Origin of the sequence: Pseudomonas sp. FP597, from assembly GCF_030687435.1 — a bacterium.
Classification (GTDB): domain Bacteria; phylum Pseudomonadota; class Gammaproteobacteria; order Pseudomonadales; family Pseudomonadaceae; genus Aquipseudomonas; species Aquipseudomonas lactucae.
The window spans coordinates 5,841,712-5,865,611 of sequence record NZ_CP117432.1; the positions used below are offsets into that span (position 1 = coordinate 5,841,712).

General features: G+C 55.0%; 29 protein-coding genes. All 29 read right to left on the bottom strand.

Going from position 1 to position 23,900, the window contains the following annotated elements:
* Positions 1-9: 9 nt before the first annotated feature.
* Complete coding sequence (gene rpmJ, locus PSH66_RS26765; RefSeq protein WP_002555468.1) at positions 10-126, bottom strand: 50S ribosomal protein L36; 117 nt, start codon at positions 124-126, stop codon at positions 10-12.
* Positions 127-154: 28 nt separating this feature from the next.
* Positions 155-1,483, bottom strand: coding sequence for a preprotein translocase subunit SecY (gene secY, locus PSH66_RS26770; RefSeq protein ID WP_003176406.1), 1,329 nt, complete (start codon positions 1,481-1,483; stop codon positions 155-157).
* On the bottom strand, positions 1,484-1,921 hold the full coding sequence (gene rplO, locus PSH66_RS26775) for a 50S ribosomal protein L15 (protein WP_003176407.1): 438 nt from the start codon (positions 1,919-1,921) through the stop codon (positions 1,484-1,486).
* A 3-nt stretch (positions 1,922-1,924) separates the two neighbouring features.
* Positions 1,925-2,101 carry a 50S ribosomal protein L30 gene (gene rpmD / locus PSH66_RS26780; protein ID WP_003176408.1) on the bottom strand — a complete coding sequence of 59 codons (177 nt, stop codon included), beginning with the start codon at positions 2,099-2,101 and terminating at the stop codon, positions 1,925-1,927.
* Between the two features lie 2 nt (positions 2,102-2,103).
* Positions 2,104-2,604, bottom strand: a complete 501-nt coding sequence (gene rpsE / locus PSH66_RS26785) for a 30S ribosomal protein S5 (protein ID WP_003176409.1) — start codon at positions 2,602-2,604, stop codon at positions 2,104-2,106.
* Between the two features lie 3 nt (positions 2,605-2,607).
* Positions 2,608-2,958 (bottom strand): 50S ribosomal protein L18, encoded by a 351-nt coding sequence (gene rplR / locus PSH66_RS26790; RefSeq protein WP_003176410.1) that lies wholly within the window; start codon positions 2,956-2,958, stop codon positions 2,608-2,610.
* A 10-nt stretch (positions 2,959-2,968) separates the two neighbouring features.
* Positions 2,969-3,502, bottom strand: coding sequence for a 50S ribosomal protein L6 (gene rplF / locus PSH66_RS26795; RefSeq protein WP_003176412.1), 534 nt, complete (start codon positions 3,500-3,502; stop codon positions 2,969-2,971).
* Positions 3,503-3,514: 12 nt separating this feature from the next.
* Positions 3,515-3,907: a 30S ribosomal protein S8 gene (gene rpsH / locus PSH66_RS26800; RefSeq protein WP_003176413.1), complete on the bottom strand. Its 393-nt coding sequence runs from the start codon at positions 3,905-3,907 to the stop codon at positions 3,515-3,517.
* A gap of 208 nt (positions 3,908-4,115) precedes the next feature.
* On the bottom strand, positions 4,116-4,421 hold the full coding sequence (gene rpsN, locus PSH66_RS26805) for a 30S ribosomal protein S14 (RefSeq protein WP_003176414.1): 306 nt from the start codon (positions 4,419-4,421) through the stop codon (positions 4,116-4,118).
* Positions 4,422-4,434: 13 nt separating this feature from the next.
* Positions 4,435-4,974 carry a 50S ribosomal protein L5 gene (rplE, locus tag PSH66_RS26810; RefSeq protein WP_003176415.1) on the bottom strand — a complete coding sequence of 180 codons (540 nt, stop codon included), beginning with the start codon at positions 4,972-4,974 and terminating at the stop codon, positions 4,435-4,437.
* A 20-nt stretch (positions 4,975-4,994) separates the two neighbouring features.
* Entirely contained in the window at positions 4,995-5,309 is a 315-nt protein-coding gene (rplX, locus tag PSH66_RS26815; protein ID WP_003176416.1) for a 50S ribosomal protein L24, read from the bottom strand.
* A gap of 11 nt (positions 5,310-5,320) precedes the next feature.
* Complete coding sequence (gene rplN / locus PSH66_RS26820) at positions 5,321-5,689, bottom strand: 50S ribosomal protein L14 (RefSeq protein WP_002555479.1); 369 nt, start codon at positions 5,687-5,689, stop codon at positions 5,321-5,323.
* Between the two features lie 23 nt (positions 5,690-5,712).
* Positions 5,713-5,979 (bottom strand): 30S ribosomal protein S17, encoded by a 267-nt coding sequence (gene rpsQ, locus PSH66_RS26825; protein ID WP_003176419.1) that lies wholly within the window; start codon positions 5,977-5,979, stop codon positions 5,713-5,715.
* 2 nt (positions 5,980-5,981) lie between these two features.
* Entirely contained in the window at positions 5,982-6,173 is a 192-nt protein-coding gene (rpmC, locus tag PSH66_RS26830; protein WP_002555481.1) for a 50S ribosomal protein L29, read from the bottom strand.
* Positions 6,173-6,586 (bottom strand): 50S ribosomal protein L16, encoded by a 414-nt coding sequence (gene rplP / locus PSH66_RS26835; RefSeq protein WP_003176421.1) that lies wholly within the window; start codon positions 6,584-6,586, stop codon positions 6,173-6,175. The genes rpmC and rplP overlap by 1 nt, the downstream gene beginning before the upstream one ends.
* Before the next feature lie 12 nt (positions 6,587-6,598).
* Positions 6,599-7,285, bottom strand: a complete 687-nt coding sequence (gene rpsC / locus PSH66_RS26840; RefSeq protein WP_003176422.1) for a 30S ribosomal protein S3 — start codon at positions 7,283-7,285, stop codon at positions 6,599-6,601.
* Between the two features lie 13 nt (positions 7,286-7,298).
* Positions 7,299-7,631: a 50S ribosomal protein L22 gene (gene rplV, locus PSH66_RS26845; protein WP_003103908.1), complete on the bottom strand. Its 333-nt coding sequence runs from the start codon at positions 7,629-7,631 to the stop codon at positions 7,299-7,301.
* Between the two features lie 11 nt (positions 7,632-7,642).
* Positions 7,643-7,918, bottom strand: a complete 276-nt coding sequence (gene rpsS, locus PSH66_RS26850) for a 30S ribosomal protein S19 (RefSeq protein ID WP_002555486.1) — start codon at positions 7,916-7,918, stop codon at positions 7,643-7,645.
* Positions 7,919-7,934: 16 nt separating this feature from the next.
* Positions 7,935-8,759 carry a 50S ribosomal protein L2 gene (rplB, locus tag PSH66_RS26855; protein ID WP_003176423.1) on the bottom strand — a complete coding sequence of 275 codons (825 nt, stop codon included), beginning with the start codon at positions 8,757-8,759 and terminating at the stop codon, positions 7,935-7,937.
* A gap of 14 nt (positions 8,760-8,773) precedes the next feature.
* Positions 8,774-9,073 carry a 50S ribosomal protein L23 gene (rplW, locus tag PSH66_RS26860; protein WP_002555488.1) on the bottom strand — a complete coding sequence of 100 codons (300 nt, stop codon included), beginning with the start codon at positions 9,071-9,073 and terminating at the stop codon, positions 8,774-8,776.
* A complete protein-coding gene (gene rplD / locus PSH66_RS26865; RefSeq protein ID WP_003176424.1) occupies positions 9,070-9,672 on the bottom strand; it encodes a 50S ribosomal protein L4 in 603 nt (200 codons plus the stop codon). Before rplD ends, rplW begins: the two co-directional genes overlap by 4 nt.
* Positions 9,673-9,684: 12 nt before the next feature.
* Positions 9,685-10,320: a 50S ribosomal protein L3 gene (gene rplC, locus PSH66_RS26870; RefSeq protein ID WP_003176425.1), complete on the bottom strand. Its 636-nt coding sequence runs from the start codon at positions 10,318-10,320 to the stop codon at positions 9,685-9,687.
* Between the two features lie 81 nt (positions 10,321-10,401).
* Positions 10,402-10,713, bottom strand: a complete 312-nt coding sequence (gene rpsJ, locus PSH66_RS26875) for a 30S ribosomal protein S10 (RefSeq protein ID WP_003186070.1) — start codon at positions 10,711-10,713, stop codon at positions 10,402-10,404.
* A gap of 157 nt (positions 10,714-10,870) precedes the next feature.
* Complete coding sequence (gene tuf, locus PSH66_RS26880) at positions 10,871-12,064, bottom strand: elongation factor Tu (protein WP_003176426.1); 1,194 nt, start codon at positions 12,062-12,064, stop codon at positions 10,871-10,873.
* 30 nt (positions 12,065-12,094) lie between these two features.
* Positions 12,095-14,200 (bottom strand): elongation factor G, encoded by a 2,106-nt coding sequence (fusA, locus tag PSH66_RS26885; protein ID WP_305427972.1) that lies wholly within the window; start codon positions 14,198-14,200, stop codon positions 12,095-12,097.
* A 30-nt stretch (positions 14,201-14,230) separates the two neighbouring features.
* Complete coding sequence (gene rpsG / locus PSH66_RS26890) at positions 14,231-14,701, bottom strand: 30S ribosomal protein S7 (protein ID WP_002555493.1); 471 nt, start codon at positions 14,699-14,701, stop codon at positions 14,231-14,233.
* A 118-nt stretch (positions 14,702-14,819) separates the two neighbouring features.
* A complete protein-coding gene (gene rpsL / locus PSH66_RS26895) occupies positions 14,820-15,191 on the bottom strand; it encodes a 30S ribosomal protein S12 (RefSeq protein ID WP_002555494.1) in 372 nt (123 codons plus the stop codon).
* A gap of 216 nt (positions 15,192-15,407) precedes the next feature.
* Positions 15,408-19,607 carry a DNA-directed RNA polymerase subunit beta' gene (gene rpoC, locus PSH66_RS26900; protein WP_003176430.1) on the bottom strand — a complete coding sequence of 1,400 codons (4,200 nt, stop codon included), beginning with the start codon at positions 19,605-19,607 and terminating at the stop codon, positions 15,408-15,410.
* 64 nt (positions 19,608-19,671) lie between these two features.
* Positions 19,672-23,745: a DNA-directed RNA polymerase subunit beta gene (rpoB, locus tag PSH66_RS26905; RefSeq protein ID WP_003176431.1), complete on the bottom strand. Its 4,074-nt coding sequence runs from the start codon at positions 23,743-23,745 to the stop codon at positions 19,672-19,674.
* Positions 23,746-23,900 lie beyond the last annotated feature (155 nt).

Sequence of the window (23,900 nt, forward strand, 5' to 3'; positions counted from 1 at the left end):
GGATCACACTCAGCCTTGGCGCTGTTTGTGACGCGGTTCCGCGCTGCAAATTACTCGAACAACACCTTCGCGGCGAATAATCTTGCAGTTACGGCACAGCTTTTTCACCGATGCACGAACTTTCATCACCAACTCCTCGAACCTTATGGGGTACTCAGCGCAACATGCCGCTGCCGTAGCCCTTCAGGTTGGCTTTCTTCATCAGGGATTCGTACTGGTGCGAAACGAGGTGCGATTGTACTTGGGACATGAAGTCCATCACAACCACGACCACGATCAGCAACGAGGTCCCGCCAAGGTAGAACGGAACGTTTGCTGCAACCACCAGGAACTGGGGAAGCAAGCACACGGCCGTCATATATAGAGCACCGAACAGGGTCAAACGGGTCAGAACGCCATCAATGTAGCGTGCAGACTGCTCACCTGGACGGATACCCGGAATAAAGGCACCGGACTTCTTCAGGTTTTCCGCTACGTCTTTCGGATTGAACATCAACGCCGTATAGAAGAAGCAGAAGAAAATAATCCCTGCACTAAACAGCAGAATATTCAACGGCTGACCAGGAGCGATCGACTGAGAGAGGTCCTGCAGCCAGCCCATATTTTCAGACTGACCAAACCAGGTACCCAACGAAGCCGGAAACAGCAAAATGCTGCTCGCGAAAATTGCCGGAATCACACCGGCCATATTCACTTTCAGCGGCAAGTGGCTGGTCTGCGCAGCAAAAACCTTACGGCCCTGCTGACGCTTGGCGTAGTGAACAGCAATACGACGCTGGCCACGCTCAATGAACACCACAAAACCGATAATCGCTACTGCCAGCAAACCGATGGCAACCAGGGCGAAGATATTGATATCACCCTGACGTGCAGACTCGAAAGACTGCCCGATTGCTCTCGGAAGACCGGCGACGATACCTGCGAAAATCAACATCGAGATACCGTTACCAACACCACGCTCAGTAATCTGCTCACCCAGCCACATCATGAACATCGCACCAGCCACAAACGTGGATACCGCGACGAAATGGAAGCCAAAGTCACCAGTGAACGCAACACCCTGCCCGGCCAGACCAACGGACATGCCGATAGCCTGAACAAGGGCGAGGATGACAGTGCCGTAGCGGGTGTACTGGCTAATCTTGCGACGGCCAGCCTCACCTTCCTTCTTCAACTGCTCCAGCTGCGGGCTGACGGCGGTCATCAATTGCATGATGATCGATGCCGAGATGTACGGCATGATCCCCAGTGCAAAGATACTCATCCGTTCCAGCGCGCCGCCGGAAAACATGTTGAACAAGCTAAGAATGGTCCCCTCATTCTGTCGAAACAGGTCTGCGAGTCGGTCCGGGTTGATACCTGGAACCGGGATGTGTGCGCCTATTCGGTAGACGATAATCGCCAGGAACAGAAAACGCAGACGAGCCCAAAGTTCAGACATACCGCCTTTGCCGAGCGCTGAGAGAGCACCTTGCTTAGCCATTTATTCCTCGAACTTGCCGCCAGCTGCTTCGATAGCCGAACGCGCACCTTTGGTGGCGCCGATTCCCTTGCCGATAGTGACAGCGCGAGTCACTTCACCGGACAGCATGATTTTCACACGCTGTACGTTGACGTTGATCACGTTGGCATCTTTCAGGGTCTGCACAGTAACGATGTCGCCTTCCACTTTAGCCAGCTCGGACAGACGCACTTCTGCGCGGTCCATGGCTTTCAGGGATACGAAACCGAACTTAGGCAGGCGACGATGCAGCGGCTGTTGACCGCCTTCAAAGCCTGGAGCAATGGTGCCACCGGAGCGGGAGGTTTGACCCTTGTGGCCACGGCCACCGGTCTTACCCAAACCACTACCGATACCACGGCCCGGACGATGCTTTTCGCGACGGGAACCCGGCGCTGGACTCAGATCATTGAGTTTCATCGATTAACCCTCTACACGCAGCATGTAGTAAGCCTTGTTGATCATCCCGCGATTCTCGGGAGTATCCTGGACTTCTACAGTGTGACCGATGCGACGCAGACCCAAACCTTTAACGCACAATTTGTGGTTAGGGATGCGGCCGGTCATGCTTTTGATCAGCGTTACTTTAACGGTAGCCATGATCAGAAGATCTCCTTGACAGTCAGACCACGCTTGGCAGCGATGGACTCAGGAGATTGCATAGCCTTCAGACCCTTGAAAGTGGCGTGAACCACGTTTACCGGGTTAGTCGAGCCGTAGCACTTGGCCAGAACGTTCTGAACGCCAGCAACTTCGAGGACAGCACGCATAGCGCCGCCAGCGATGATACCGGTACCTTCAGAAGCAGGCTGCATGTACACCTTCGAAGCGCCGTGAGCGGACTTCATTGCGTACTGCAGAGTGGTGCCGTTCAGATCAACTTGGATCATGTTGCGACGAGCAGCTTCCATTGCCTTCTGGATCGCGGCAGGCACTTCACGTGACTTGCCACGGCCGAAGCCAACACGCCCTTTACCATCACCTACCACGGTCAACGCGGTGAAAGTGAAGATACGGCCGCCTTTAACGGTTTTGGCTACGCGGTTAACTTGAACCAGCTTCTCAATGTAGCCTTCGTCGCGCTTTTGGTCGTTATTTGACATAACTTAGAACTCCAGCCCAGCTTCACGAGCAGCATCAGCCAGCGCTTTAACGCGGCCGTGGTACTTGAAGCCAGAGCGGTCGAAAGCCACTTGCGAGACGCCAGCGGCCTTAGCACGCGTAGCGACCAGCTGGCCAACCTTAGTGGCCGCGTCGATGTTGCCGGTGGCACCATCACGCAGTTCTTTATCCAAAGTCGAGGCGCTTGCCAGGACCTGGTTGCCGTCGGCCGAGATGACCTGGGCGTAGATGTGCTGCGACGAGCGATACACGCAGAGACGCACGACTTCGAGTTCGTGCATTTTCAGGCGTGCTTTGCGAGCGCGACGCAGTCGAGTAACTTTTTTGTCGGTCATTTGCTATGCCCTACTTCTTCTTGGCTTCTTTACGACGGACGACTTCGTCCGCGTAGCGCACACCTTTGCCTTTGTACGGCTCTGGTGGACGGAAGTCGCGGATCTCAGCGGCCACCTGACCTACCAGCTGCTTATCGATGCCCTTGATCAGGATATCGGTTTGGCTAGGGGTCTCAGCGGTGATGCCTTCCGGCAGTTCGTAATCCACTGGGTGCGAGAAGCCAAGGGCAAGGTTCAGAACCGTGCCTTTTGCTTGCGCTTTGTAACCAACACCGACCAGCTGGAGCTTACGCTCGAAGCCTTGGCTTACGCCTTGGACCATGTTGTTTACCAACGCACGCGTGGTACCGGCCATTGCGCGAGTTTGTTGATCGCCATTGCGAGCAGCGAAACGCAGCTCACCAGCTTCTTCAACGATCTCAACGGACGAATGGATGTTCAGTTCAAGAGTGCCCTTGGCACCCTTCACCGAAAGCTGTTGGCCTGCGAATTTGACTTCGACACCGGCTGGCAGCTTAACGGGGTTCTTAGCGACGCGAGACATGCTTATCCCCCCTTAGAACACAGTGCAAAGAACTTCGCCGCCGACACCGGCAGCGCGCGCAGCACGATCCGTCATCACACCTTTGTTGGTGGAGACGATAGACACGCCCAGACCGCCACGAACTTTCGGCAGATCTTCAGCGGACTTGTACTGACGCAGGCCTGGACGGCTAACGCGCTTCACTTCCTCGATGACCGAACGGCCTTCGAAGTACTTCAGCTCGATGGACAGCAGTGGCTTGATTTCGCTGCTGATCTGATAACCCGCAATGTAGCCTTCGTCTTTCAGGACTTTGGCAACAGCTACCTTCAACTTGGAAGATGGCATGCTTACGACGGACTTTTCAGCCATCTGGGCATTACGGATACGAGTTAGCATGTCCGCTAACGGGTCCTGCATACTCATGGGCTAGACGCTCCTAATACAAAAAAATTAGCCTTGCGGCTACATATGTCGCTGAGAATCTCCGAGCATAAAAAACACGGGCTCAGGCGAGCCGCGTATTTTAGACACACTCCGGAAATGAAACAAGCCCCAAAAGGGGCTTGTTCCAGATTCAAGGTCACCGGCGGTCAGTATCTTGCGATTCAGACCGCCTGGACGCTGAAAGTACTTACCAGCTGGCTTTAACCAGACCTGGTACGTCACCACGCATTGCCGCTTCACGCAATTTGTTACGGCCAAGGCCGAACTTGCGGTAAACGCCGTGTGGACGACCGGTCAGGCGGCAGCGGTTACGCATGCGCGAAGCGCTTGCGTCACGTGGCTGCTTCTGCAGAGCAACTGTCGCTTCCCAACGCGCTTCTGGACTTGCGTTCAGATCAACGATGATTGCTTTCAGTGCTGCACGCTTCTTGGCGTACTTGGCAACCGTGAGCTGACGTTTCAGCTCGCGGTTTTTCATGCTCATCTTGGCCATGGTCCTACTCCAATCAGTTGCGGAACGGGAATTTGAAAGCACGCAACAGGGCGCGACCTTCATCATCGTTCTTGGCAGTGGTGGTCAGGGTGATGTCCAGACCGCGGAGAGCATCGATCTTGTCGTAGTCGATTTCCGGGAAGATGATCTGCTCTTTCACGCCCATGCTGTAGTTACCACGACCATCGAAGGACTTGGCATTCAGGCCGCGGAAGTCGCGGACCCGAGGCAGGGAGATCGACAGCAGACGATCCAGGAATTCGTACATACGCTCACGGCGCAGAGTCACTTTGACGCCGATCGGCCAACCTTCACGGACTTTAAAGCCAGCGATGGATTTCCGAGCGTAAGTCACAACGACTTTTTGACCGGTGATCTTTTCCAGGTCAGCAACAGCGTGCTCGATGACTTTTTTGTCGCCGACCGCTTCGCCCAGACCCATGTTCAGGGTGATTTTGGTAACGCGTGGAACTTCCATCACGTTCGAAAGCTTAAGTTCTTCCTTAAGCTTCGGTGCGATTTCTTTCCAGTAAATCTCTTTTAGTCGTGCCATGGTCTTCTACCTAGCAGTGTTCAAGCATCAACCGCTTTTTGGGTCGACTTGAAGACACGAATTTTCTTGCCATCTTCTACTTTGAAACCAACGCGGTCAGCCTTGTTGGTTTCGCCGTTGAAAATGGCGACGTTAGAAGCATCCAGCGGAGCTTCTTTTTCGACGATACCGCCTTGTACGCCCGACATCGGGTTAGGCTTGGTATGACGCTTAACCAGGTTCAGACCACCAATAACCAGACGGTTATTAGCGAGAACCTTAAGCACCTTACCGCGCTTACCTTTGTCTTTGCCGGCGATCACGATGATCTCGTCGTCACGACGAATCTTTTGCATGTCGGATCTCCTTACAGCACTTCTGGGGCGAGCGAGACGATCTTCATGAACTTCTCAGTACGAAGTTCACGGGTCACTGGCCCAAAGATACGGGTGCCGATCGGCTCTTGCTTGTTGTTCAGAAGAACAGCAGCGTTGCCATCAAAGCGGATAATGGAGCCATCTGCACGGCGTACGCCGTGACGAGTGCGGACTACAACAGCAGTCATCACTTGGCCTTTTTTCACTTTACCGCGAGGAATTGCTTCCTTGACGGTAACTTTGATGATGTCACCGATACCAGCGTAACGACGATGGGAGCCACCCAGCACCTTGATGCACATAACGCGGCGAGCGCCGCTGTTATCGGCCACATCGAGCATGGATTGAGTCTGAATCATATAATTTCTCCGACCCCTAGTCCTTAGACTTCCACAGCGCGTTCGAGAACATCAACCAGTGCCCAAGACTTGGTCTTGGCCAGCGGACGAGTTTCACGAATAGTGACTTTGTCGCCGATGTGGCACTGATTGGTTTCGTCGTGCGCGTGCAGCTTAGTCGAACGCTTAACGTATTTACCGTAGATCGGGTGCTTAACGCGACGCTCGATCAGAACGGTGATGGTTTTGTCCATCTTGTCGCTGACAACACGGCCAGTCAGCGTACGGACAGTCTTTTCGGCTTCAGCCATGATCACTTACCTGCCTGCTGGTTGAGCACAGTCTTCACGCGAGCGATGTCACGCTTAACTTGCGAGAGCAGATGAGACTGCCCCAACTGGCCAGTTGCTTTCTGCATACGCAGATTGAACTGGTCGCGCAGCAGGCCGAGCAGTTGCTCGTTCAGCTGCTGTGCGGATTTTTCACGAAGTTCATTCGCTTTCATCACATCACCGTCCGTTTAACAAAGGAGGTGGCGAGCGGCAGCTTTGCAGCAGCCAGGGCGAAAGCCTCACGCGCCAGCTCTTCAGAAACGCCCTCGATTTCATACAGGACTTTGCCTGGCTGAATCTGGGCTACCCAGTATTCCACGTTACCCTTACCTTTACCCATCCGAACCTCGAGAGGTTTTTTGGAGATCGGCTTGTCCGGGAATACACGGATCCAGATCTTGCCGCCACGTTTTACGTGACGGGTCAGAGCACGACGCGCTGACTCGATCTGACGAGCGGTGAGACGACCACGAGCTACAGACTTCAGCGCGAACTCGCCGAAGCTGACTTTGCTACCGCGCTGAGCCAGACCACGGTTGTGGCCTGTCATCTGCTTGCGGAACTTCGTACGCTTAGGTTGCAACATTTGGCGTACCCCTTACTTAGCAGCTTTTTTACGAGGCGCTGGTGCTTGTGGTTTCAGTTCTTCTTGGCGACCACCAATTACTTCGCCTTTGAAGATCCAAACCTTTACACCGATCACACCGTAAGTGGTGTGAGCTTCGTAGTTGGCATAGTCGATGTCGGCACGCAGGGTGTGCAATGGCACACGACCTTCGCGATACCATTCAGTACGTGCGATTTCAGCACCGCCGAGACGACCGCTCACTTGGATTTTGATGCCTTTGGCACCAATGCGCATGGCGTTCTGTACGGCGCGCTTCATAGCGCGACGGAACATTACGCGACGCTCCAGCTGCTGAGCTACGCTCTGCGCAACCAGCATACCGTCGAGCTCCGGCTTGCGGATCTCTTCGATATTGATGTGCACAGGCACACCCATTTGCTTGGTCAGGTCCTGACGCAGTTTCTCAACATCTTCACCTTTCTTCCCGATAACGATACCTGGACGAGCGGTGTGGATGGTGATACGTGCAGTTTGCGCCGGACGATGGATATCGATACGGCTTACGGACGCGCTTTTTAGTTTGTCTTGGAGATACTCACGCACCTTCAGATCAGCGAACAAGTAGTCCGCATAAGTCCGACCGTCTGCGTACCAGACGGAGGTGTGCTCCTTGACGATTCCCAGGCGAATGCCAATGGGATGTACTTTCTGACCCATCTCTTCGACTCCGTTACTTGTCAGCAACCTTGACAGTGATATGGCAAGACCGCTTGACGATGCGATCAGCACGGCCTTTGGCACGCGGCATGATGCGCTTCAGCGAACGCCCTTCGTTGACGAAAACGGTGCTGACCTTCAGGTCATCAACGTCTGCGCCTTCGTTATGCTCGGCGTTGGCTACGGCCGACTCCAGCACTTTCTTCATGATCTCGGCGGCTTTCTTACTGCTGAAAGCCAACAGGTTGAGCGCTTCGCCCACCTTCTTCCCGCGGATCTGGTCGGCGACCAAGCGGGCTTTCTGGGCGGAGATTCGAGCGCCCGACAACTTAGCGGCTACTTCCATTTCCTAACCCCTTAACGCTTGGCTTTCTTGTCTGCCACGTGCCCACGATAAGTGCGGGTACCGGCAAACTCGCCCAGTTTGTGGCCGACCATGTCTTCGTTAACGAGAACTGGGACGTGTTGACGACCGTTGTGTACTGCGATGGTCAGACCGACCATTTGTGGCAGGATCATCGAACGACGCGACCAGGTCTTAACTGGTTTGCGATCGTTCTTTTCCGCCGCCACTTCGATCTTCTTCAGTAGGTGAAGATCAATAAAAGGACCTTTTTTCAGAGAACGTGGCACTGTCGTATCCCTCTATTTACTTGCGACGACGGACGATCATTTTGTCGGTACGCTTATTACCACGAGTCTTCGCGCCCTTAGTCGGGAAGCCCCATGGCGATACCGGATGACGACCACCAGAGGTACGACCTTCACCACCACCGTGTGGGTGGTCAACCGGGTTCATGGCAACACCACGAACGGTTGGGCGAACGCCACGCCAGCGTTTGGCACCAGCTTTACCCAGCGAACGCAGGCTGTGCTCGGAGTTCGAGACTTCGCCCAGGGTCGCGCGGCACTCAGCCAGCACTTTACGCATCTCACCAGAACGCAGACGCAGGGTCACGTAGACACCTTCACGAGCGATCAGCTGAGCCGAAGCACCAGCGGAACGAGCGATCTGTGCGCCTTTACCTGGCTTCAATTCGATGCCGTGTACGGTGCTACCAACTGGAATGTTACGCAGTTGCAGAGCGTTGCCCGGCTTGATCGGTGCCAAAGCACCTGCGATCAGCTGGTCGCCAGCACTCACGCCTTTAGGGGCGATGATGTAGCGACGCTCGCCATCTGCGTACAGCAGCAGAGCGATGTGAGCAGTACGGTTTGGATCGTATTCAATACGCTCGACAGTGGCAGAAATGCCATCTTTGTCGTTGCGACGGAAGTCGACCAGACGATAATGCTGCTTATGGCCACCACCGATGTGACGAGTGGTAATGCGACCATTGTTGTTACGACCACCAGTCTTCGATTTCTTCTCGAGCAGCGGTGCGTGAGGAGCGCCTTTATGCAGCTCCTGGTTGACCACCTTGACCACAAAACGGCGGCCAGGGGAAGTCGGTTTGCATTTAACGATTGCCATGATGCACCCCTTCCTTACTCAGCACTGCTGCTGAAATCGAGATCTTGGCCTGGCTGAAGGGAGATAACTGCCTTCTTCCAGTCATTACGCTTGCCCAGACCGCGAGCAGTGCGCTTGCTCTTACCCAGAACATTCAGGGTAGTAACACGCTCTACTTTCACGCTGAACAGGCTTTCGACGGCCTTCTTGATTTCCAGCTTGGTTGCGTCAGTTGCAACCTTGAAAACGAACTGGCCTTTCTTGTCAGCCAGAACCGTAGCCTTTTCGGAAACGTGCGGGCCAAGCAGAACTTTAAATACGCGTTCCTGGTTCATCCCAGCAGCTCCTCGAATTTCTTCACGGCCGACACGGTGATCAACACCTTGTCGTATGCGATCAGACTAACTGGATCGGAACCTTGCACGTCACGTACATCAACGTGTGGCAGGTTGCGAGCAGCCAGGTACAGGTTCTGATCAACAGCTTCAGACACGATCAAAACGTCGGTCAGGCTCATGTTGTTCAGTTTGCCCAGCAGATCTTTGGTTTTTGGACTTTCAACAGCGAAGTCCTGAACCACGACCAGACGATCAGTACGCACGAGTTCAGCAAGGATGGAGCGCAGAGCTGCGCGGTACATCTTCTTGTTGAGCTTCTGAGAGTGATCCTGTGGACGAGCTGCGAAAGTGGTACCACCGCCACGCCAGATTGGGCTACGGATAGTACCGGCACGAGCACGGCCAGTACCTTTCTGACGCCAAGGGCGCTTACCGCCACCACGTACGTCGGAACGGGTCTTTTGCTGCTTGCTACCTTGACGGCCGCCAGCCATATAGGCCACGACTGCTTGGTGAACCAGCGTCTCGTTGAATTCGCCGCCAAATGTCAGTTCGGAAACTTCGATCGCTTGAGCGTCATTTACATTTAATTGCATGTCAGCTTCCCCTTAACCGCGAGCCTTGGCCGCTGGACGTACAACCAGGTTGCCGCCAGTAGCGCCAGGAACAGCACCCTTGACCAACAACAGATTGCGTTCAGCGTCGACGCGCACTACTTCGAGGGACTGCACGGTCACGCGCTCAGCGCCCATATGACCGGACATTTTTTTGCCCTTGAATACACGACCAGGAGTCTGGCACTGGCCAATAGAGCCCGGGACGCGGTGGGAAACGGAGTTACCGTGAGTGTTGTCTTGACCACGGAAATTCCAACGCTTGATCGTACCCTGGAAGCCTTTACCTTTGGACTGACCGGTTACATCAACCAGTTGACCAGCAGCAAAGATTTCAGCGTTGATCAGATCGCCAGCCTTGTAGTCGCCGTCTTCAAGACGGAACTCCATGACGGTGCGACCAGCTGCAACGTTTGCTTTAGCGAAGTGACCTGCTTGAGCAGCAGTCACGCGCGAAGCACGACGCTCGCCGACAGTGACTTGCACTGCACGATAGCCATCGGTTTCTTCAGTTTTGAACTGGGTGACGCGATTCGGCTCGATCTCAATGACCGTGACCGGAATGGAGACACCTTCTTCGGTGAAAATACGGGTCATACCGCATTTACGACCGACTACACCAATAGTCATGTTGTAAACCTCATGAGTGTACGGGGCTTTCACCCGCTATGGCCGCCCATTTCAGAGCGTTACACGACTAAGACCCAAGTCTTAGCCGAGGCTGATCTGTACTTCCACACCGGCCGCCAGATCGAGCTTCATAAGTGCGTCAACGGTTTTATCCGTTGGCTGGACGATGTCCAGAACGCGCTTATGAGTACGGATCTCGTACTGGTCACGCGCGTCTTTGTTGACGTGCGGGGAGACCAGAACGGTGAACCGCTCTTTACGGGTAGGCAGTGGAATTGGACCACGCACTTGTGCACCAGTACGTTTCGCGGTTTCCACGATTTCCTGGGTGGATTGGTCGATCAGGCGATGGTCAAAAGCCTTCAACCTGATACGGATTTGCTGATTTTGCATTGGATTTCAGACTCCGGCTGCTATTCCCAGCGAGCGCAATACGCCCGTTAAAAGGAGGCGCAATTCTATAGACGCCCCAGATAGGTGTCAACCCAATAAAAAAGCCCCCGCTGAGCGGGGGCTTTTCAAAGCATCGAAGCTATCTCAAAAGAGACGCTTACTCGATGATTTTAGCTACAACACCAGCACCAACGGTACGGCCGCCTTCACGGATAGCGAAACGCAGACCGTCTTCCATAGCAATGGTTTTGATCAGGGTGACAACCATTTTGATGTTGTCGCCTGGCATTACCATTTCTACGCCTTCCGGCAGTTCGCAGTTACCAGTTACGTCGGTAGTACGGAAGTAGAACTGTGGACGGTAGCCTTTGAAGAACGGAGTGTGACGACCGCCTTCTTCTTTGCTCAGCACGTACACTTCAGCTTCGAACTTGGTGTGCGGCTTAACCGAACCTGGCTTAACCAGAACCTGGCCACGCTCAACGTCGTCACGCTTGGTACCACGCAGCAGAACGCCGCAGTTCTCGCCAGCACGACCTTCGTCGAGCAGCTTACGGAACATTTCAACACCGGTGCAGGTGGTGACGGTAGTGTCACGCAGACCAACGATTTCCAGTGGATCTTGAACCTTGACGATACCGCGCTCGATACGACCAGTTACAACAGTACCGCGACCGGAGATCGAGAATACGTCTTCGATTGGCATCAGGAATGGCTTGTCGATAACACGGACTGGATCTGGGATGTAGCTGTCCAGAGTCTCAACCAGTTTACGAACGGACGTGGTGCCCATTTCGTTATCGTCTTTGCCTTCCAGAGCCATACGAGCAGAACCGATGATGATCGGAGTGTCGTCACCTGGGAAGTCGTAAGTGCTCAGCAGATCGCGCACTTCCATCTCAACCAGTTCCAGCAGCTCAGCGTCGTCTACCAGGTCAGCCTTGTTCAGGTAAACAACGATGTACGGTACACCTACCTGACGGGACAGCAGGATGTGTTCACGGGTTTGTGGCATCGGACCATCAGCGGCCGAGCAAACCAGGATCGCGCCGTCCATCTGGGCAGCACCGGTGATCATGTTCTTCACATAGTCAGCGTGACCTGGGCAGTCAACGTGAGCGTAGTGACGGATCAGCGAGTTGTATTCAACGTGCGCAGTGTTGATGGTGATACCACGAGCTTTCTCTTCTGGTGCGCTGTCGATTTTATCGAAATCAACGATTGCGGAACCGAATACTTCGGAGCAAACGCGAGTCAGAGCAGCAGTCAGAGTGGTTTTACCGTGGTCAACGTGACCGATGGTGCCAACGTTGACGTGCGGTAGGGAACGATCAAATTTTTCTTTAGCCACGACAATTAACTCCTTGCCTAAAGGACTGAATCAGCCTTGTTTTTTGGATACAGTTTCAGCGATGTGCGCCGGAGCTGTGTTGTATTTTTTGAATTCCATAGAGTAGCTTGCGCGACCCTGGGACATGGAGCGAACGTCGGTCGCGTAACCGAACATCTCACCCAACGGAACCTCGGCGCGAATCACTTTGCCGGAAACCGTGTCTTCCATACCCAAGATCATGCCGCGACGACGGTTAAGGTCGCCCATGACATCACCCATATAGTCTTCAGGTGTAACAACTTCTACCGCCATGATTGGCTCAAGCAACTCACCACCGCCCTTCTGGGCCAGTTGCTTGGTTGCCATGGAAGCAGCCACCTTAAACGCCATCTCGTTGGAGTCGACGTCGTGGTAAGAACCGTCAAAAACGGTTGCTTTCAGGCCGATCAGCGGATAGCCGGCAACAACACCGTTCTTCATCTGCTCTTCGATACCCTTCTGGATAGCAGGGATGTATTCCTTAGGAACAACACCACCTACTACTTCGTTCACGAATTGCAGACCTTCTTGACCTTCGTCAGCAGGAGCAAAACGGATCCAGCAGTGACCGAACTGACCACGACCGCCGGATTGACGAACGAACTTGCCTTCGATTTCACAGTTCTTCGTGATGCGCTCACGATAGGAAACCTGAGGCTTACCGATGTTGGCTTCGACGCTGAACTCACGGCGCATCCGGTCAACCAGAATGTCCAGGTGAAGCTCGCCCATGCCCGAGATGATCGTTTGACCAGTCTCTTCATCAGTCTTGACGCGGAAAGATGGATCTTCCTGAGCAAGCTTGCCCAGAGCGATACCCATTTTTTCCTGGTCATCCTTGGTCTTAGGCTCTACGGCAACCGAAATAACCGGCTCCGGGAAGTCCATGCGAACCAGGATGATTGGCTTATCAGCGTTGCACAAGGTTTCACCAGTGGTGACGTCCTTCATGCCGATCAGGGCCGCGATGTCACCAGCGCGTACTTCCTTGATCTCTTCGCGGGCGTTTGCGTGCATTTGCACCATACGACCCACGCGCTCTTTCTTGCCTTTAACCGAGTTGATCACGCCGTCGCCGGAGGCCAACACGCCCGAGTAAACGCGGACGAAGGTCAAAGTACCCACGAATGGGTCGGTAGCGATTTTGAACGCCAGGGCCGAGAACGGCTCGCTGTCGTCTGCATGACGCTCCATTTCCTCTTCCTCGTTATCAGGGTTGGTACCCTTGATAGCAGGAATGTCGGTTGGAGCAGGCAGGTAGTCGATCACAGCATCGAGAACCAGGGGAACACCCTTGTTCTTGAACGAGGAACCGCAAACAGCCAAGACGATCTCACCAGCGATGGTACGCTGACGCAGAGCGGCCTTGATTTCCACGTTGGTGAGCTCTTCACCTTCGAGGTACTTGTTCATCAGTTCTTCGTTGGCTTCGGCCGCAGCTTCAACCATGTTGTTGCGCCACTCGTCAGCCAGCTCCTGCAACTCTGCAGGGATAGGCTTACGAACAGGAACCATACCTTTGTCGGAATCATTCCAGTAAACAGCTTCCATGGAGATCAGGTCGATCTGACCCTGGAAGTTGTCTTCGGAACCGATTGCCAATTGGATTGGCACCGGAGTGTGACCCAGACGCTGCTTGATCTGACCGATCACGCGCAGGAAGTTGGCACCAGCACGGTCCATCTTGTTTACATAAACAAGACGTGGAACGCCGTATTTGTTGGCTTGACGCCATACGGTTTCCGACTGAGGCTCAACACCCGAGGTACCGCAGAACACAACGACAGCGCCGTCGAGTACGCGCAGGGAACGCTCAACTTCAATGGTGAAGTCTACGTGGCCTGGGGTATCGATAACGTTGAAGCGGTGCTCGTCCTTGTACTGCTTCTCGGAACCCTTCCAGAAGGCGGTAATAGCAGCAGAAGTAATGGTAATACCACGCTCCTGCTCCTGAACCATCCAGTCTGTGGTCGCGGCGCCGTCATGCACCTCGCCCATTTTGTGACTTTTGCCGGTGTAAAACAGTACGCGCTCGGTGGTGGTGGTTTTACCAGCATCCACGTGAGCAACGATACCGATGTTACGGTAGCGGCTAATCGGAGTAGTACGAGCCATAAAGCCCTCGCAAAATTAGTGAAGCTGGATTTAGAAGCGGTAGTGCGAGAAAGCTTTGTTAGCTTCAGCCATACGGTGCACGTCTTCACGCTTCTTAACAGCAGCACCTTTACCTTCAGCAGCGTCCAACAGCTCGCCGGCCAAACGCAGAGCCATAGACTTCTCGCCACGCTTACGGGCGAAGTCTACCAACCAGCGCATTGCCAGGGCGTTACGACGGGACGGACGAACTTCGACCGGAACCTGGTAAGTAGCACCGCCTACACGGCGCGACTTCACTTCGACCAGCGGAGCGATGGCGTCGAGAGCTTTCTCGAAGATTTCCAGGGGGTCGCTGTTCTTGCGTTCTTTAACCTTTTCCAGCGCGCCATAAACGATACGCTCGGCAACGGCTTTCTTGCCGCTTTCCATCACGTGGTTCATGAACTTGGCCAGGATTTGGCTTCCGTATTTTGGATCGTCAAGCACTTCGCGCTTGGCTGCTACGCGTCTTCTTGGCATGGATAAGCCCTCAAACGGTCTTCAGGTTCGCTCGGAATCAGTGCCCTTTCGGGACGCCTCCGACCTTACTCTTATCGACTCAGAAAATAAGATGATTCAGTTTTACAAAAAGCCGCTACTACTTAGGCTTCTTGGTACCGTACTTCGAACGACCCTGGTTACGACCTTTAACGCCGGAAGTATCCAAGGAGCCGCGTACGGTGTGATAACGAACACCTGGCAAGTCTTTTACACGACCGCCGCGGATCAGTACCACGCTGTGCTCTTGCAGGTTGTGGCCTTCACCGCCGATGTACGAGGAAACCTCGAAACCGTTGGTCAGGCGCACACGGCATACTTTACGCAGTGCCGAGTTAGGTTTTTTCGGCGTGGTGGTATACACACGGGTGCATACGCCACGACGTTGCGGGCAGTTCTGCAGCGCAGGTACGTCGGATTTCTCGACGATACGCTTACGCGGCTGACGTACCAGCTGGTTGATAGTTGCCATCTACTAGCTCCACTGTTGTCTTGCGACGCTATTGTCTTGCAAGAAAAGCAAAATGGCAGGAACGAATTCCCGCCAAATTTAGGGGTACAAGAGTCTAAAGAGGATCTTGCCCCCAGTCAAGGCAAGGCCCCGGCCTCTCCGCTCATCGAATCGGTGCAAAAATGCCTCGATCCGACGAACGGAGCTGCCAGGGCCCGGACTCATCTACCGCAGAACTCAGTTACCGCTTGAGTTCAGCGCTTCGGTCAGTGCAGCTTCCACTTCACTGGCGCTCACGCGCAGCGGCTTGTCAGCATCACGGCGGCGCTTACGCTCGCTGTGGTAAGCCAAACCGGTACCGGCCGGGATCAGACGACCCACAACCACGTTTTCTTTCAGGCCGCGCAGGTAATCGCGCTTGCCGGTTACCGCTGCTTCGGTCAGTACGCGAGTGGTCTCCTGGAAGGAGGCCGCCGAGATAAACGACTCAGTGGACAACGACGCCTTGGTGATACCCAGCAGTACGCGAGTGAACTTGGAAACGAATTTCTCGTCGCCAGCCAGACGCTCGTTCTCCACCAGCACGTGAGTCAGTTCCATCTGGTCGCCCTTGATGAAACTCGAATCGCCAGATTCAGCGATTTCAACTTTACGCAGCATCTGACGCAGGATGGTCTCGATGTGCTTGTCGTTGATCTTCACGCCCTGCAGGCGGTAAACGTCCTGGATTTCGTTAACGATGTACTTGGCCAGCGCACTTACACCCAGCAGACGCAGAATGTCGTGTGGATCGCTCGGACCGTCGGAGATAACTTCGCCGCGGTTTACCTGTTCGCCTTCGAAGACGTTCAGGTGACGCCACTTCGGAATCAGCTCTTCATACGGATCGCTACCGTCGTTCGGGGTAATGACCAAACGACGCTTGCCTTTGGTCTCTTTACCGAACGCGATGGTGCCGCTGACTTCAGCCAGAATCGACGCTTCTTTCGGACGACGCGCTTCGAACAAGTCGGCAACACGCGGCAGACCACCGGTGATGTCGCGGGTTTTCGAAGTTTCTTGCGGGATACGCGCGATAACATCACCGATCGCGATCTTCGCACCATCCGCTACACCGACCAGGGCGTTGGCTGGCAGGAAGTACTGAGCGATTACGTCAGTGCCTGGCAGCAGCAAGTCCTTACCGTTGTCATCGACCATCTTCACGGCAGGACGGATGTCTTTACCGGCAGCTGGACGATCTTTGGCGTCGAGTACTTCAATGTTGGTCATACCGGTCAATTCGTCAGTCTGACGCTTGATCGTGATGCCTTCTTCCATGCCCACGTAGGTCACGGTACCTTTCATTTCGGTAACGATTGGGTGAGTGTGCGGATCCCACTTGGCCACGATTGCGCCAGCATCGACCTTGTCACCTTCTTTAACCGAAATCACAGCACCGTACGGCAGCTTGTAACGCTCACGCTCACGACCGTAGTCATCAGCGATGGCCAGCTCACCGGAACGGGACACAGCAACCAGATGGCCATCCACGCGCTCAACGTGCTTCAGGTTGTGCAGACGGACTGTACCGCCATTCTTCACCTGAACGCTGTCAGCTGCGGAGGTCCGGCTTGCCGCACCACCGATGTGGAACGTACGCATGGTCAGCTGGGTACCTGGCTCACCGATGGACTGGGCGGCGATAACGCCGACTGCCTCACCGATGTTCACCTGGTGACCACGAGCCAAGTCACGGCCGTAGCACTTGGCGCAGATGCCGTAGCGGGTTTCGCAGCTGATCGGCGAGCGAACGATCACTTCGTCGATGCTGTTGAGCTCGATGAACTCGACCCACTTCTCATCCACCAGGGTGCCGGCAGGAACGATAACTTCCTCGGTACCTGGCTTGAACACGTCACGGGCAATCACACGACCCAATACGCGCTCACCCAGCGGCTCTACAACGTCACCGCCTTCAATGTGCGGTGTCATCAGCAGGCCATGCTCGGTGCCGCAATCGATCTCGGTTACAACCAGATCTTGCGCAACGTCTACCAGACGACGAGTCAGGTAACCGGAGTTAGCGGTTTTCAACGCGGTATCCGCCAGACCTTTACGAGCACCGTGAGTGGAGATGAAGTACTGAAGTACGCTCAAACCTTCACGGAAGTTCGCAGTAATCGGCGTTTCAATGATGGAACCGTCCGGCTTGGCCATCAGGCCGCGCATACCGGCGAGCTGACGGATCTGCGCAGCAGAACCCCGTGCGCCCGAGTCGGCCATCATGTACATCGAGTTGAAGGATTCCTGATCAACTTCGTCGCCGTGACGGTCGATGACTTTCTCTTTCGAGAGGTTAGCCATCATCGCCTTCGACACTTCGTCGTTGGCCTTGGACCAAAGGTCGATCACTTTGTTGTATTTCTCGCCCTGTGTTACCAGGCCCGAGGCGTACTGGCTTTCGATCTCTTTCACTTCATCGGTAGCAGCCGCGATAATGCGAGCTTTTTCATCCGGGATAACGAAGTCGTTAACACCAATGGAAACGCCAGAAATCGTCGAATAAGCAAAACCGGTGTACATCAACTGGTCTGCGAAGATTACGGTCTCTTTCAAACCAACCACGCGGTAGCACTGGTTGATCAGCTTGGAGATCGCTTTTTTCTTCATTGGCAAGTTGACGACGTCGTACGACAGACCTTTTGGCACAACCTGGTACAACAGCGCACGGCCGACAGTGGTGTCGACGATACGAGTGTTGCTCACGCTGCCGCCATCACGGTCGTTGACAGTTTCGTGGATCCGCACCTTGACCTTGGCATGCAGTGCGGCTTCGCCGGCACGGAACACACGGTCAACTTCCTGCAGATCCGCGAACACACGACCTTCGCCCTTGGCGTTGATCGCTTCGCGGGTCATGTAGTACAGACCCAATACAACGTCCTGCGACGGAACGATGATTGGCTCACCGTTGGCTGGCGACAGAATGTTGTTGGTCGACATCATCAACGCACGCGCTTCCAACTGGGCTTCCAGTGTCAGCGGTACGTGCACGGCCATTTGGTCGCCGTCGAAGTCGGCGTTGTACGCAGCACAGACCAGAGGGTGCAGCTGGATAGCCTTACCTTCGATCAGTACCGGTTCAAACGCCTGGATACCCAGACGGTGAAGGGTCGGTGCACGGTTGAGGAGGACCGGGTGTTCGCGAATCACTTCAGCGAGAACGTCCCAAACCTCTGGCAGCTCGCGTTCGACCATCTTCTTGGCAGCCTTGATGGTGGTAGCGAGACCACGCATTTCAAGCTTGCCGAAAATGAACGGCTTGAACAGCTCGAGAGCCATTTTCTTCGGCAGACCGCACTGGTGCAGACGCAGGGTCGGACCTACGGTAATTACCGAACGGCCGGAGTAGTCAACCCGCTTACCGAGCAAGTTCTGACGGAAACGACCTTGCTTACCCTTGATCATGTCAGCCAGGGATTTCAGAGGACGCTTGTTCGAACCGGTGATAGCGCGGCCACGACGGCCGTTGTCGAGCAGAGCATCGACCGCTTCTTGCAACATACGCTTTTCGTTGCGCACGATGATGTCCGGAGCGGACAGATCGAGCAGACGCTTCAAGCGGTTGTTACGGTTGATCACGCGACGGTACAGGTCGTTGAGGTCGGACGTTGCGAAACGGCCACCGTCCAACGGTACCAGCGGACGCAGGTCTGGCGGCAGAACCGGCAGAACGGTCAGCACCATCCACTCTGGCAAGTTGCCGGAACCCTGGAAGGCTTCCATCAACTTCAGACGCTTGGACAGTTTCTTGATCTTGGTTTCGGAGTTGGTTTGCGGAATTTCTTCACGCAGACGACCAATCTCGTGTTCCAGGTCGATAGCGTGCAGCAGCTCGCGGACCGCTTCGGCACCCATGCGGGCATCGAAATCGTCACCGAACTCTTCCAGCGCTTCGAAGTACTGCTCGTCGTTCAGCAGCTGACCTTTTTCAAGGGTGGTCATGCCTGGGTCGATAACGACATAGCTCTCGAAGTAGAGAACGCGTTCGATATCACGCAGGGTCATGTCCATCAACAGGCCGATACGGGACGGCAGTGATTTCAGGAACCAGATGTGGGCAACCGGCGAAGCGAGTTCGATGTGCGCCATGCGCTCACGACGAACCTTGGCCAGTGCAACTTCAACGCCGCACTTCTCGCAGATCACACCGCGGTGCTTCAAGCGCTTGTACTTACCGCACAGGCACTCGTAATCCTTTACCGGGCCAAAGATCTTGGCGCAGAACAGGCCGTCACGCTCAGGTTTGAACGTACGGTAGTTGATGGTTTCCGGCTTTTTAACTTCACCGAACGACCACGAACGGATCATCTCAGGCGATGCCAATCCAATACGGATGGCGTCGAACTCTTCGACTTGACCCTGGTTTTTCAGCAAATTCAGTAGGTCTTTCAAGGCCTTTCCTCCTGGCGGAGCAGAGAGCGGGCATCACTGCACCGCTCTCGATTCGCGTCACGTGTTATTCGGTTTCCAGATCGATATCGATGCCGAGGGAACGAATTTCTTTGATCAACACGTTGAAGGACTCGGGCATGCCCGGCTCCATACGGTGATCGCCGTCCACGATGTTTTTGTACATCTTGGTACGACCGTTCACATCGTCCGACTTCACTGTGAGCATTTCTTGCAGAGTGTATGCAGCACCGTATGCTTCCAGTGCCCAAACCTCCATCTCCCCGAAACGCTGACCACCGAACTGAGCCTTACCACCCAGCGGCTGCTGGGTAACCAGGCTGTACGAACCGGTAGAACGAGCGTGCATCTTGTCGTCTACCAAGTGGTTCAGCTTCAGCATGTACATGTAGCCAACAGTAACCGGGCGCTCGAACTTGTTGCCAGTACGGCCATCGAACAGCTGCATCTGGCCGCTTTCCGGCAGGTCTGCCAGTTTCAGCATGGCCTTGATTTCGCTTTCCTTGGCACCGTCGAATACCGGGGTAGCCATTGGAACGCCGCCGCGCAGGTTCTTCGCCAAATCCAGGATTTCCTGGTCGGAGAAGGTGTCCAGCTCTTCGTTGCGACCGCCGATCTCGTTGTAGATCTCGTGCAGGAATTTACGCAGGTCTGCGACCTTGCGCTGCTCTTCGATCATACGGTTGATCTTCTCACCCAGACCTTTGGCCGCGAGGCCCAGGTGGGTTTCAAGGATCTGACCAACGTTCATACGCGAAGGTACGCCCAACGGGTTGAGGACGACGTCGACCGGGGTGCCATTGGCATCGTGCGGCATGTCTTCAACCGGCATGATCACGGAGACCACACCCTTGTTACCGTGACGACCGGCCATCTTGTCACCCGGCTGGATGCGGCGACGGATTGCCAGGTAAACCTTGACGATTTTCAGCACACCTGGAGCCAGGTCATCGCCTTGCTGCAGTTTGCGCTTCTTGTCTTCGAACTTGTCGTCCAGCAGACGGCGGCGATCAACAATATAGGCCTGAGCCTTCTCGAGCTGCTCGTTAAGAGCATCTTCAGCCATGCGCAGTTTGAACCACTGCCCGTGCTCAAGACCGTCGAGGATTTCGTCGGTGATGTCCTGACCTTTCTTCAAACCTGCGCCGCCTTCAGCCTTGTGGCCTACCAGGGCAGAACGCAGACGTTCGAAGGTCGCGCCTTCAACGATACGGAACTCTTCGTTCAGGTCCTTGCGGATCTCGTCGAGTTGAGTCTTCTCGATGGACAGTGCACGAGCATCACGCTCAACGCCGTCGCGGGTGAAGACCTGTACGTCGATGACAGTACCCTTGGTACCGGTAGGTACACGTAGGGAGGTGTCTTTAACGTCGCTGGCTTTTTCACCGAAGATGGCACGCAGCAGCTTCTCTTCCGGCGTCAGTTGGGTCTCGCCTTTCGGAGTGACCTTACCGACCAGGATGTCGCCAGCGCCAACTTCAGCACCTACATAAACGATACCGGCTTCGTCCAGCTTGTTCAGTGCAGCTTCACCCACGTTCGGGATGTCTGCAGTGATTTCCTCAGGCCCAAGCTTGGTGTCACGCGCCACACAGGTCAGTTCCTGGATGTGGATCGTGGTGAAGCGGTCTTCTTGAACCACACGCTCGGACAGGCAGATGGAGTCTTCGAAGTTGAAGCCGTTCCATGCCATGAACGCGATGCGCATGTTCTGACCCAGAGCCAGTTCACCCATGTCGGTGGACGGGCCGTCGGCCATGATGTCGCTGCGCTGAACGCGATCACCCTTGCTCACCAGCGGACGCTGGTTGATGCAGGTGTTCTGGTTCGAGCGGGTGTATTTGGTCAGGTTGTAGATGTCGACACCGGCTTCGCCAGTTTCTACTTCGTCATCGGCAACACGAACCACGATACGGCTGGCATCAACGGAGTCGATCACGCCGCCACGACGAGCCACGACGCAAACGCCGGAGTCACGTGCTACGTTGCGCTCCATGCCGGTACCTACCAACGGCTTGTCAGCACGCAGGGTGGGTACAGCTTGACGCTGCATGTTGGAACCCATCAACGCACGGTTGGCGTCATCGTGTTCCAGGAACGGGATCAGCGACGCTGCAACCGAAACTACCTGTTTCGGCGAAACATCCATCAAGGTGACGTCTTCCGGCGCCTTGACGGTGAACTCGTTCAAGTGACGAACAGCTACCAGCTCGTCGATCAGGACTTTCTTGTCGTTCATCGTGGCCGAAGCCTGGGCGATCACGTGATCAGCTTCTTCGATGGCGGACAGGAACACGATCTCGTCGGTGACCAGAGCGTCTTTCACCACGCGGTACGGGCTCTCAAGGAAGCCGTACTGGTTGGTGCGCGCATAGGCAGCCAGGGAGTTGATCAGACCGATGTTCGGACCTTCCGGCGTTTCGATCGGGCAAACACGACCGTAGTGCGTCGGGTGTACGTCACGAACTTCAAAGCCAGCACGCTCACGGGTCAGACCGCCCGGGCCCAGTGCAGAAACACGGCGCTTGTGGGTGATCTCGGAGAGCGGGTTGTTCTGGTCCATGAACTGCGAGAGCTGGCTGGAACCGAAGAACTCCTTCACCGCTGCCGCAACCGGCTTGGCGTTGATCAGGTCTTGCGGCATCAGGCCTTCGCTTTCTGCCATCGACAGACGCTCTTTGACCGCACGCTCAACGCGCACCAGGCCAACGCGGAACTGGTTCTCGGCCATTTCGCCTACGCAGCGAACACGACGGTTACCCAGGTGGTCGATGTCATCGACGATGCCTTTACCGTTACGGATGTCGACCAGAGTCTTCAGTACCGCGACGATGTCTTCCTTGCACAACACACCCGAACCTTCGATCTCGGTACGACCGATACGACGGTTGAACTTCATCCGGCCGACCGCAGACAGGTCATAGCGCTCAGGGCTGAAGAACAGGTTGTTGAACAGAGTTTCGGCAGCGTCTTTGGTTGGTGGCTCGCCTGGACGCATCATGCGATAGATCTCGACCAGCGCTTCCAATTGGTTGCTGGTGGAGTCGATCTTCAGGGTGTCGGAGACGAACGGACCGCAGTCGATGTCGTTGGTATACAGAGTCTCGATGCGAACAACCTGGGCCTTGGCGATTTTCGCCAGGATCTCGGTGTTCAGCTCGGTGTTGCACTCGGCCAGGATTTCGCCTGTAGCCGGGTGAACGATGACCTTGGCAGTAGTGCGGCCCAGAACGTAGTCCAGAGGCACTTCCAGCTCTTTGATACCGGCTTTCTCGATCTGGTTGATGTGGCGCGCGGTAATACGGCGACCAGCCTCAACAATCACTTTGCCGTTTTCGTCCTGGATATCCAGAACGGCAATTTCACCACGCAGACGCGAAGCGATCAGCTCCAGCTTGAGGGTTTCATCCTTCAGGCTGAATACGTTGGTGGTATAGAAAGCGTCCAGCACTTGCTCAGTGGTATAGCCAAGCGCGCGCAGCAATACCGAGGCCGGCAGCTTGCGACGACGGTCGATACGCACGAACACGCAGTCTTTCGGGTCGAACTCGAAGTCCAGCCACGAACCGCGGTATGGAATGATCCGCGCGGAGTACAGCAGTTTACCGGAGCTGTGCGTCTTGCCGCGGTCGTGGTCGAAGAACACGCCCGGGGAACGGTGCAGCTGGGAAACGATTACACGCTCGGTACCGTTGATAACGAAGGTACCGTTCTCAGTCATCAATGGGATTTCGCCCATGTAGACTTCTTGCTCTTTGATGTCCTTGATCGCTTTGTTCGACGATTCTTTGTCGAAAATGATCAGACGGACTTTTACCCGCAAAGGTACGGCGTACGTAACGCCACGCAACACGCATTCTTTGACATCAAATGCCGGTTCGCCCAGGCGATAACCGACGTACTCCAGCGCAGCATTGCCGGAGTAGCTGATGATCGGGAAAACGGATTTGAAGGCCGCATGCAGGCCCACGTCGCGGAACTGATCTTTGGTCGCTCCCGCCTGCAAGAATTCACGATACGAATCCAGCTGGATAGCCAGAAGGTACGGGACATCCATGACGTCCGGCAACTTGCTAAAGTCCTTGCGGATACGTTTTTTCTCAGTATATGAGTAAGCCATCAGCGTTCCCCAGCTTGGTCACCTGCTTGTTTGGCCCCTCCGACGGGAGCAGCCAGAAAATCTTGCAAACCCCATGGTTTGCACCACCGCGTCGGGTGGCTACAGCGCGTTAATGGCGGCGACCGAGTCGACAGCCAAGAACGGAAAAAGGCCGG

Excerpts from the sequence above, each read along its gene's own strand:
- rpsC (WP_003176422.1), bottom strand. The coding sequence starts at position 7,285 with ATGGGTCAGAAAGTACATCCCATTGGCATTCGCCTGGGAATCGTCAAG.
- secY (WP_003176406.1), bottom strand. The coding sequence starts at position 1,483 with ATGGCTAAGCAAGGTGCTCTCTCAGCGCTCGGCAAAGGCGGTATGTCT.
- rplX (WP_003176416.1), bottom strand. The coding sequence starts at position 5,309 with ATGCAAAAGATTCGTCGTGACGACGAGATCATCGTGATCGCCGGCAAA.
- rpsJ (WP_003186070.1), bottom strand. The coding sequence starts at position 10,713 with ATGCAAAATCAGCAAATCCGTATCAGGTTGAAGGCTTTTGACCATCGC.
- rplO (WP_003176407.1), bottom strand. The coding sequence starts at position 1,921 with ATGAAACTCAATGATCTGAGTCCAGCGCCGGGTTCCCGTCGCGAAAAG.
- rpmD (WP_003176408.1), bottom strand. The coding sequence starts at position 2,101 with ATGGCTACCGTTAAAGTAACGCTGATCAAAAGCATGACCGGCCGCATC.
- rpmC (WP_002555481.1), bottom strand. The coding sequence starts at position 6,173 with ATGAAAGCGAATGAACTTCGTGAAAAATCCGCACAGCAGCTGAACGAG.
- rplW (WP_002555488.1), bottom strand. The coding sequence starts at position 9,073 with ATGAACCAGGAACGCGTATTTAAAGTTCTGCTTGGCCCGCACGTTTCC.
- rpsH (WP_003176413.1), bottom strand. The coding sequence starts at position 3,907 with ATGAGTATGCAGGACCCGTTAGCGGACATGCTAACTCGTATCCGTAAT.
- rpmJ (WP_002555468.1), bottom strand. The coding sequence starts at position 126 with ATGAAAGTTCGTGCATCGGTGAAAAAGCTGTGCCGTAACTGCAAGATT.
- fusA (WP_305427972.1), bottom strand. The coding sequence starts at position 14,200 with ATGGCTCGTACTACTCCGATTAGCCGCTACCGTAACATCGGTATCGTT.
- rpsN (WP_003176414.1), bottom strand. The coding sequence starts at position 4,421 with ATGGCCAAGATGAGCATGAAAAACCGCGAGCTGAAACGTCAGCTCACG.
- rplC (WP_003176425.1), bottom strand. The coding sequence starts at position 10,320 with ATGACTATTGGTGTAGTCGGTCGTAAATGCGGTATGACCCGTATTTTC.
- rpsQ (WP_003176419.1), bottom strand. The coding sequence starts at position 5,979 with ATGGCTGAAGCCGAAAAGACTGTCCGTACGCTGACTGGCCGTGTTGTC.
- rplR (WP_003176410.1), bottom strand. The coding sequence starts at position 2,958 with ATGACCGACAAAAAAGTTACTCGACTGCGTCGCGCTCGCAAAGCACGC.
- rpsE (WP_003176409.1), bottom strand. The coding sequence starts at position 2,604 with ATGTCAAATAACGACCAAAAGCGCGACGAAGGCTACATTGAGAAGCTG.
- rplN (WP_002555479.1), bottom strand. The coding sequence starts at position 5,689 with ATGATTCAGACTCAATCCATGCTCGATGTGGCCGATAACAGCGGCGCT.
- rplB (WP_003176423.1), bottom strand. The coding sequence starts at position 8,759 with ATGGCAATCGTTAAATGCAAACCGACTTCCCCTGGCCGCCGTTTTGTG.
- rpoB (WP_003176431.1), bottom strand. The coding sequence starts at position 23,745 with ATGGCTTACTCATATACTGAGAAAAAACGTATCCGCAAGGACTTTAGC.
- rpsG (WP_002555493.1), bottom strand. The coding sequence starts at position 14,701 with ATGCCAAGAAGACGCGTAGCAGCCAAGCGCGAAGTGCTTGACGATCCA.
- rplF (WP_003176412.1), bottom strand. The coding sequence starts at position 3,502 with ATGTCTCGCGTCGCTAAGAACCCCGTTAAGCTGCCAGCCGGTGTCGAA.
- rplE (WP_003176415.1), bottom strand. The coding sequence starts at position 4,974 with ATGGCACGACTAAAAGAGATTTACTGGAAAGAAATCGCACCGAAGCTT.
- rplP (WP_003176421.1), bottom strand. The coding sequence starts at position 6,586 with ATGTTGCAACCTAAGCGTACGAAGTTCCGCAAGCAGATGACAGGCCAC.
- rplV (WP_003103908.1), bottom strand. The coding sequence starts at position 7,631 with ATGGAAGTAGCCGCTAAGTTGTCGGGCGCTCGAATCTCCGCCCAGAAA.
- rpsL (WP_002555494.1), bottom strand. The coding sequence starts at position 15,191 with ATGGCAACTATCAACCAGCTGGTACGTCAGCCGCGTAAGCGTATCGTC.
- rplD (WP_003176424.1), bottom strand. The coding sequence starts at position 9,672 with ATGCAATTAAATGTAAATGACGCTCAAGCGATCGAAGTTTCCGAACTG.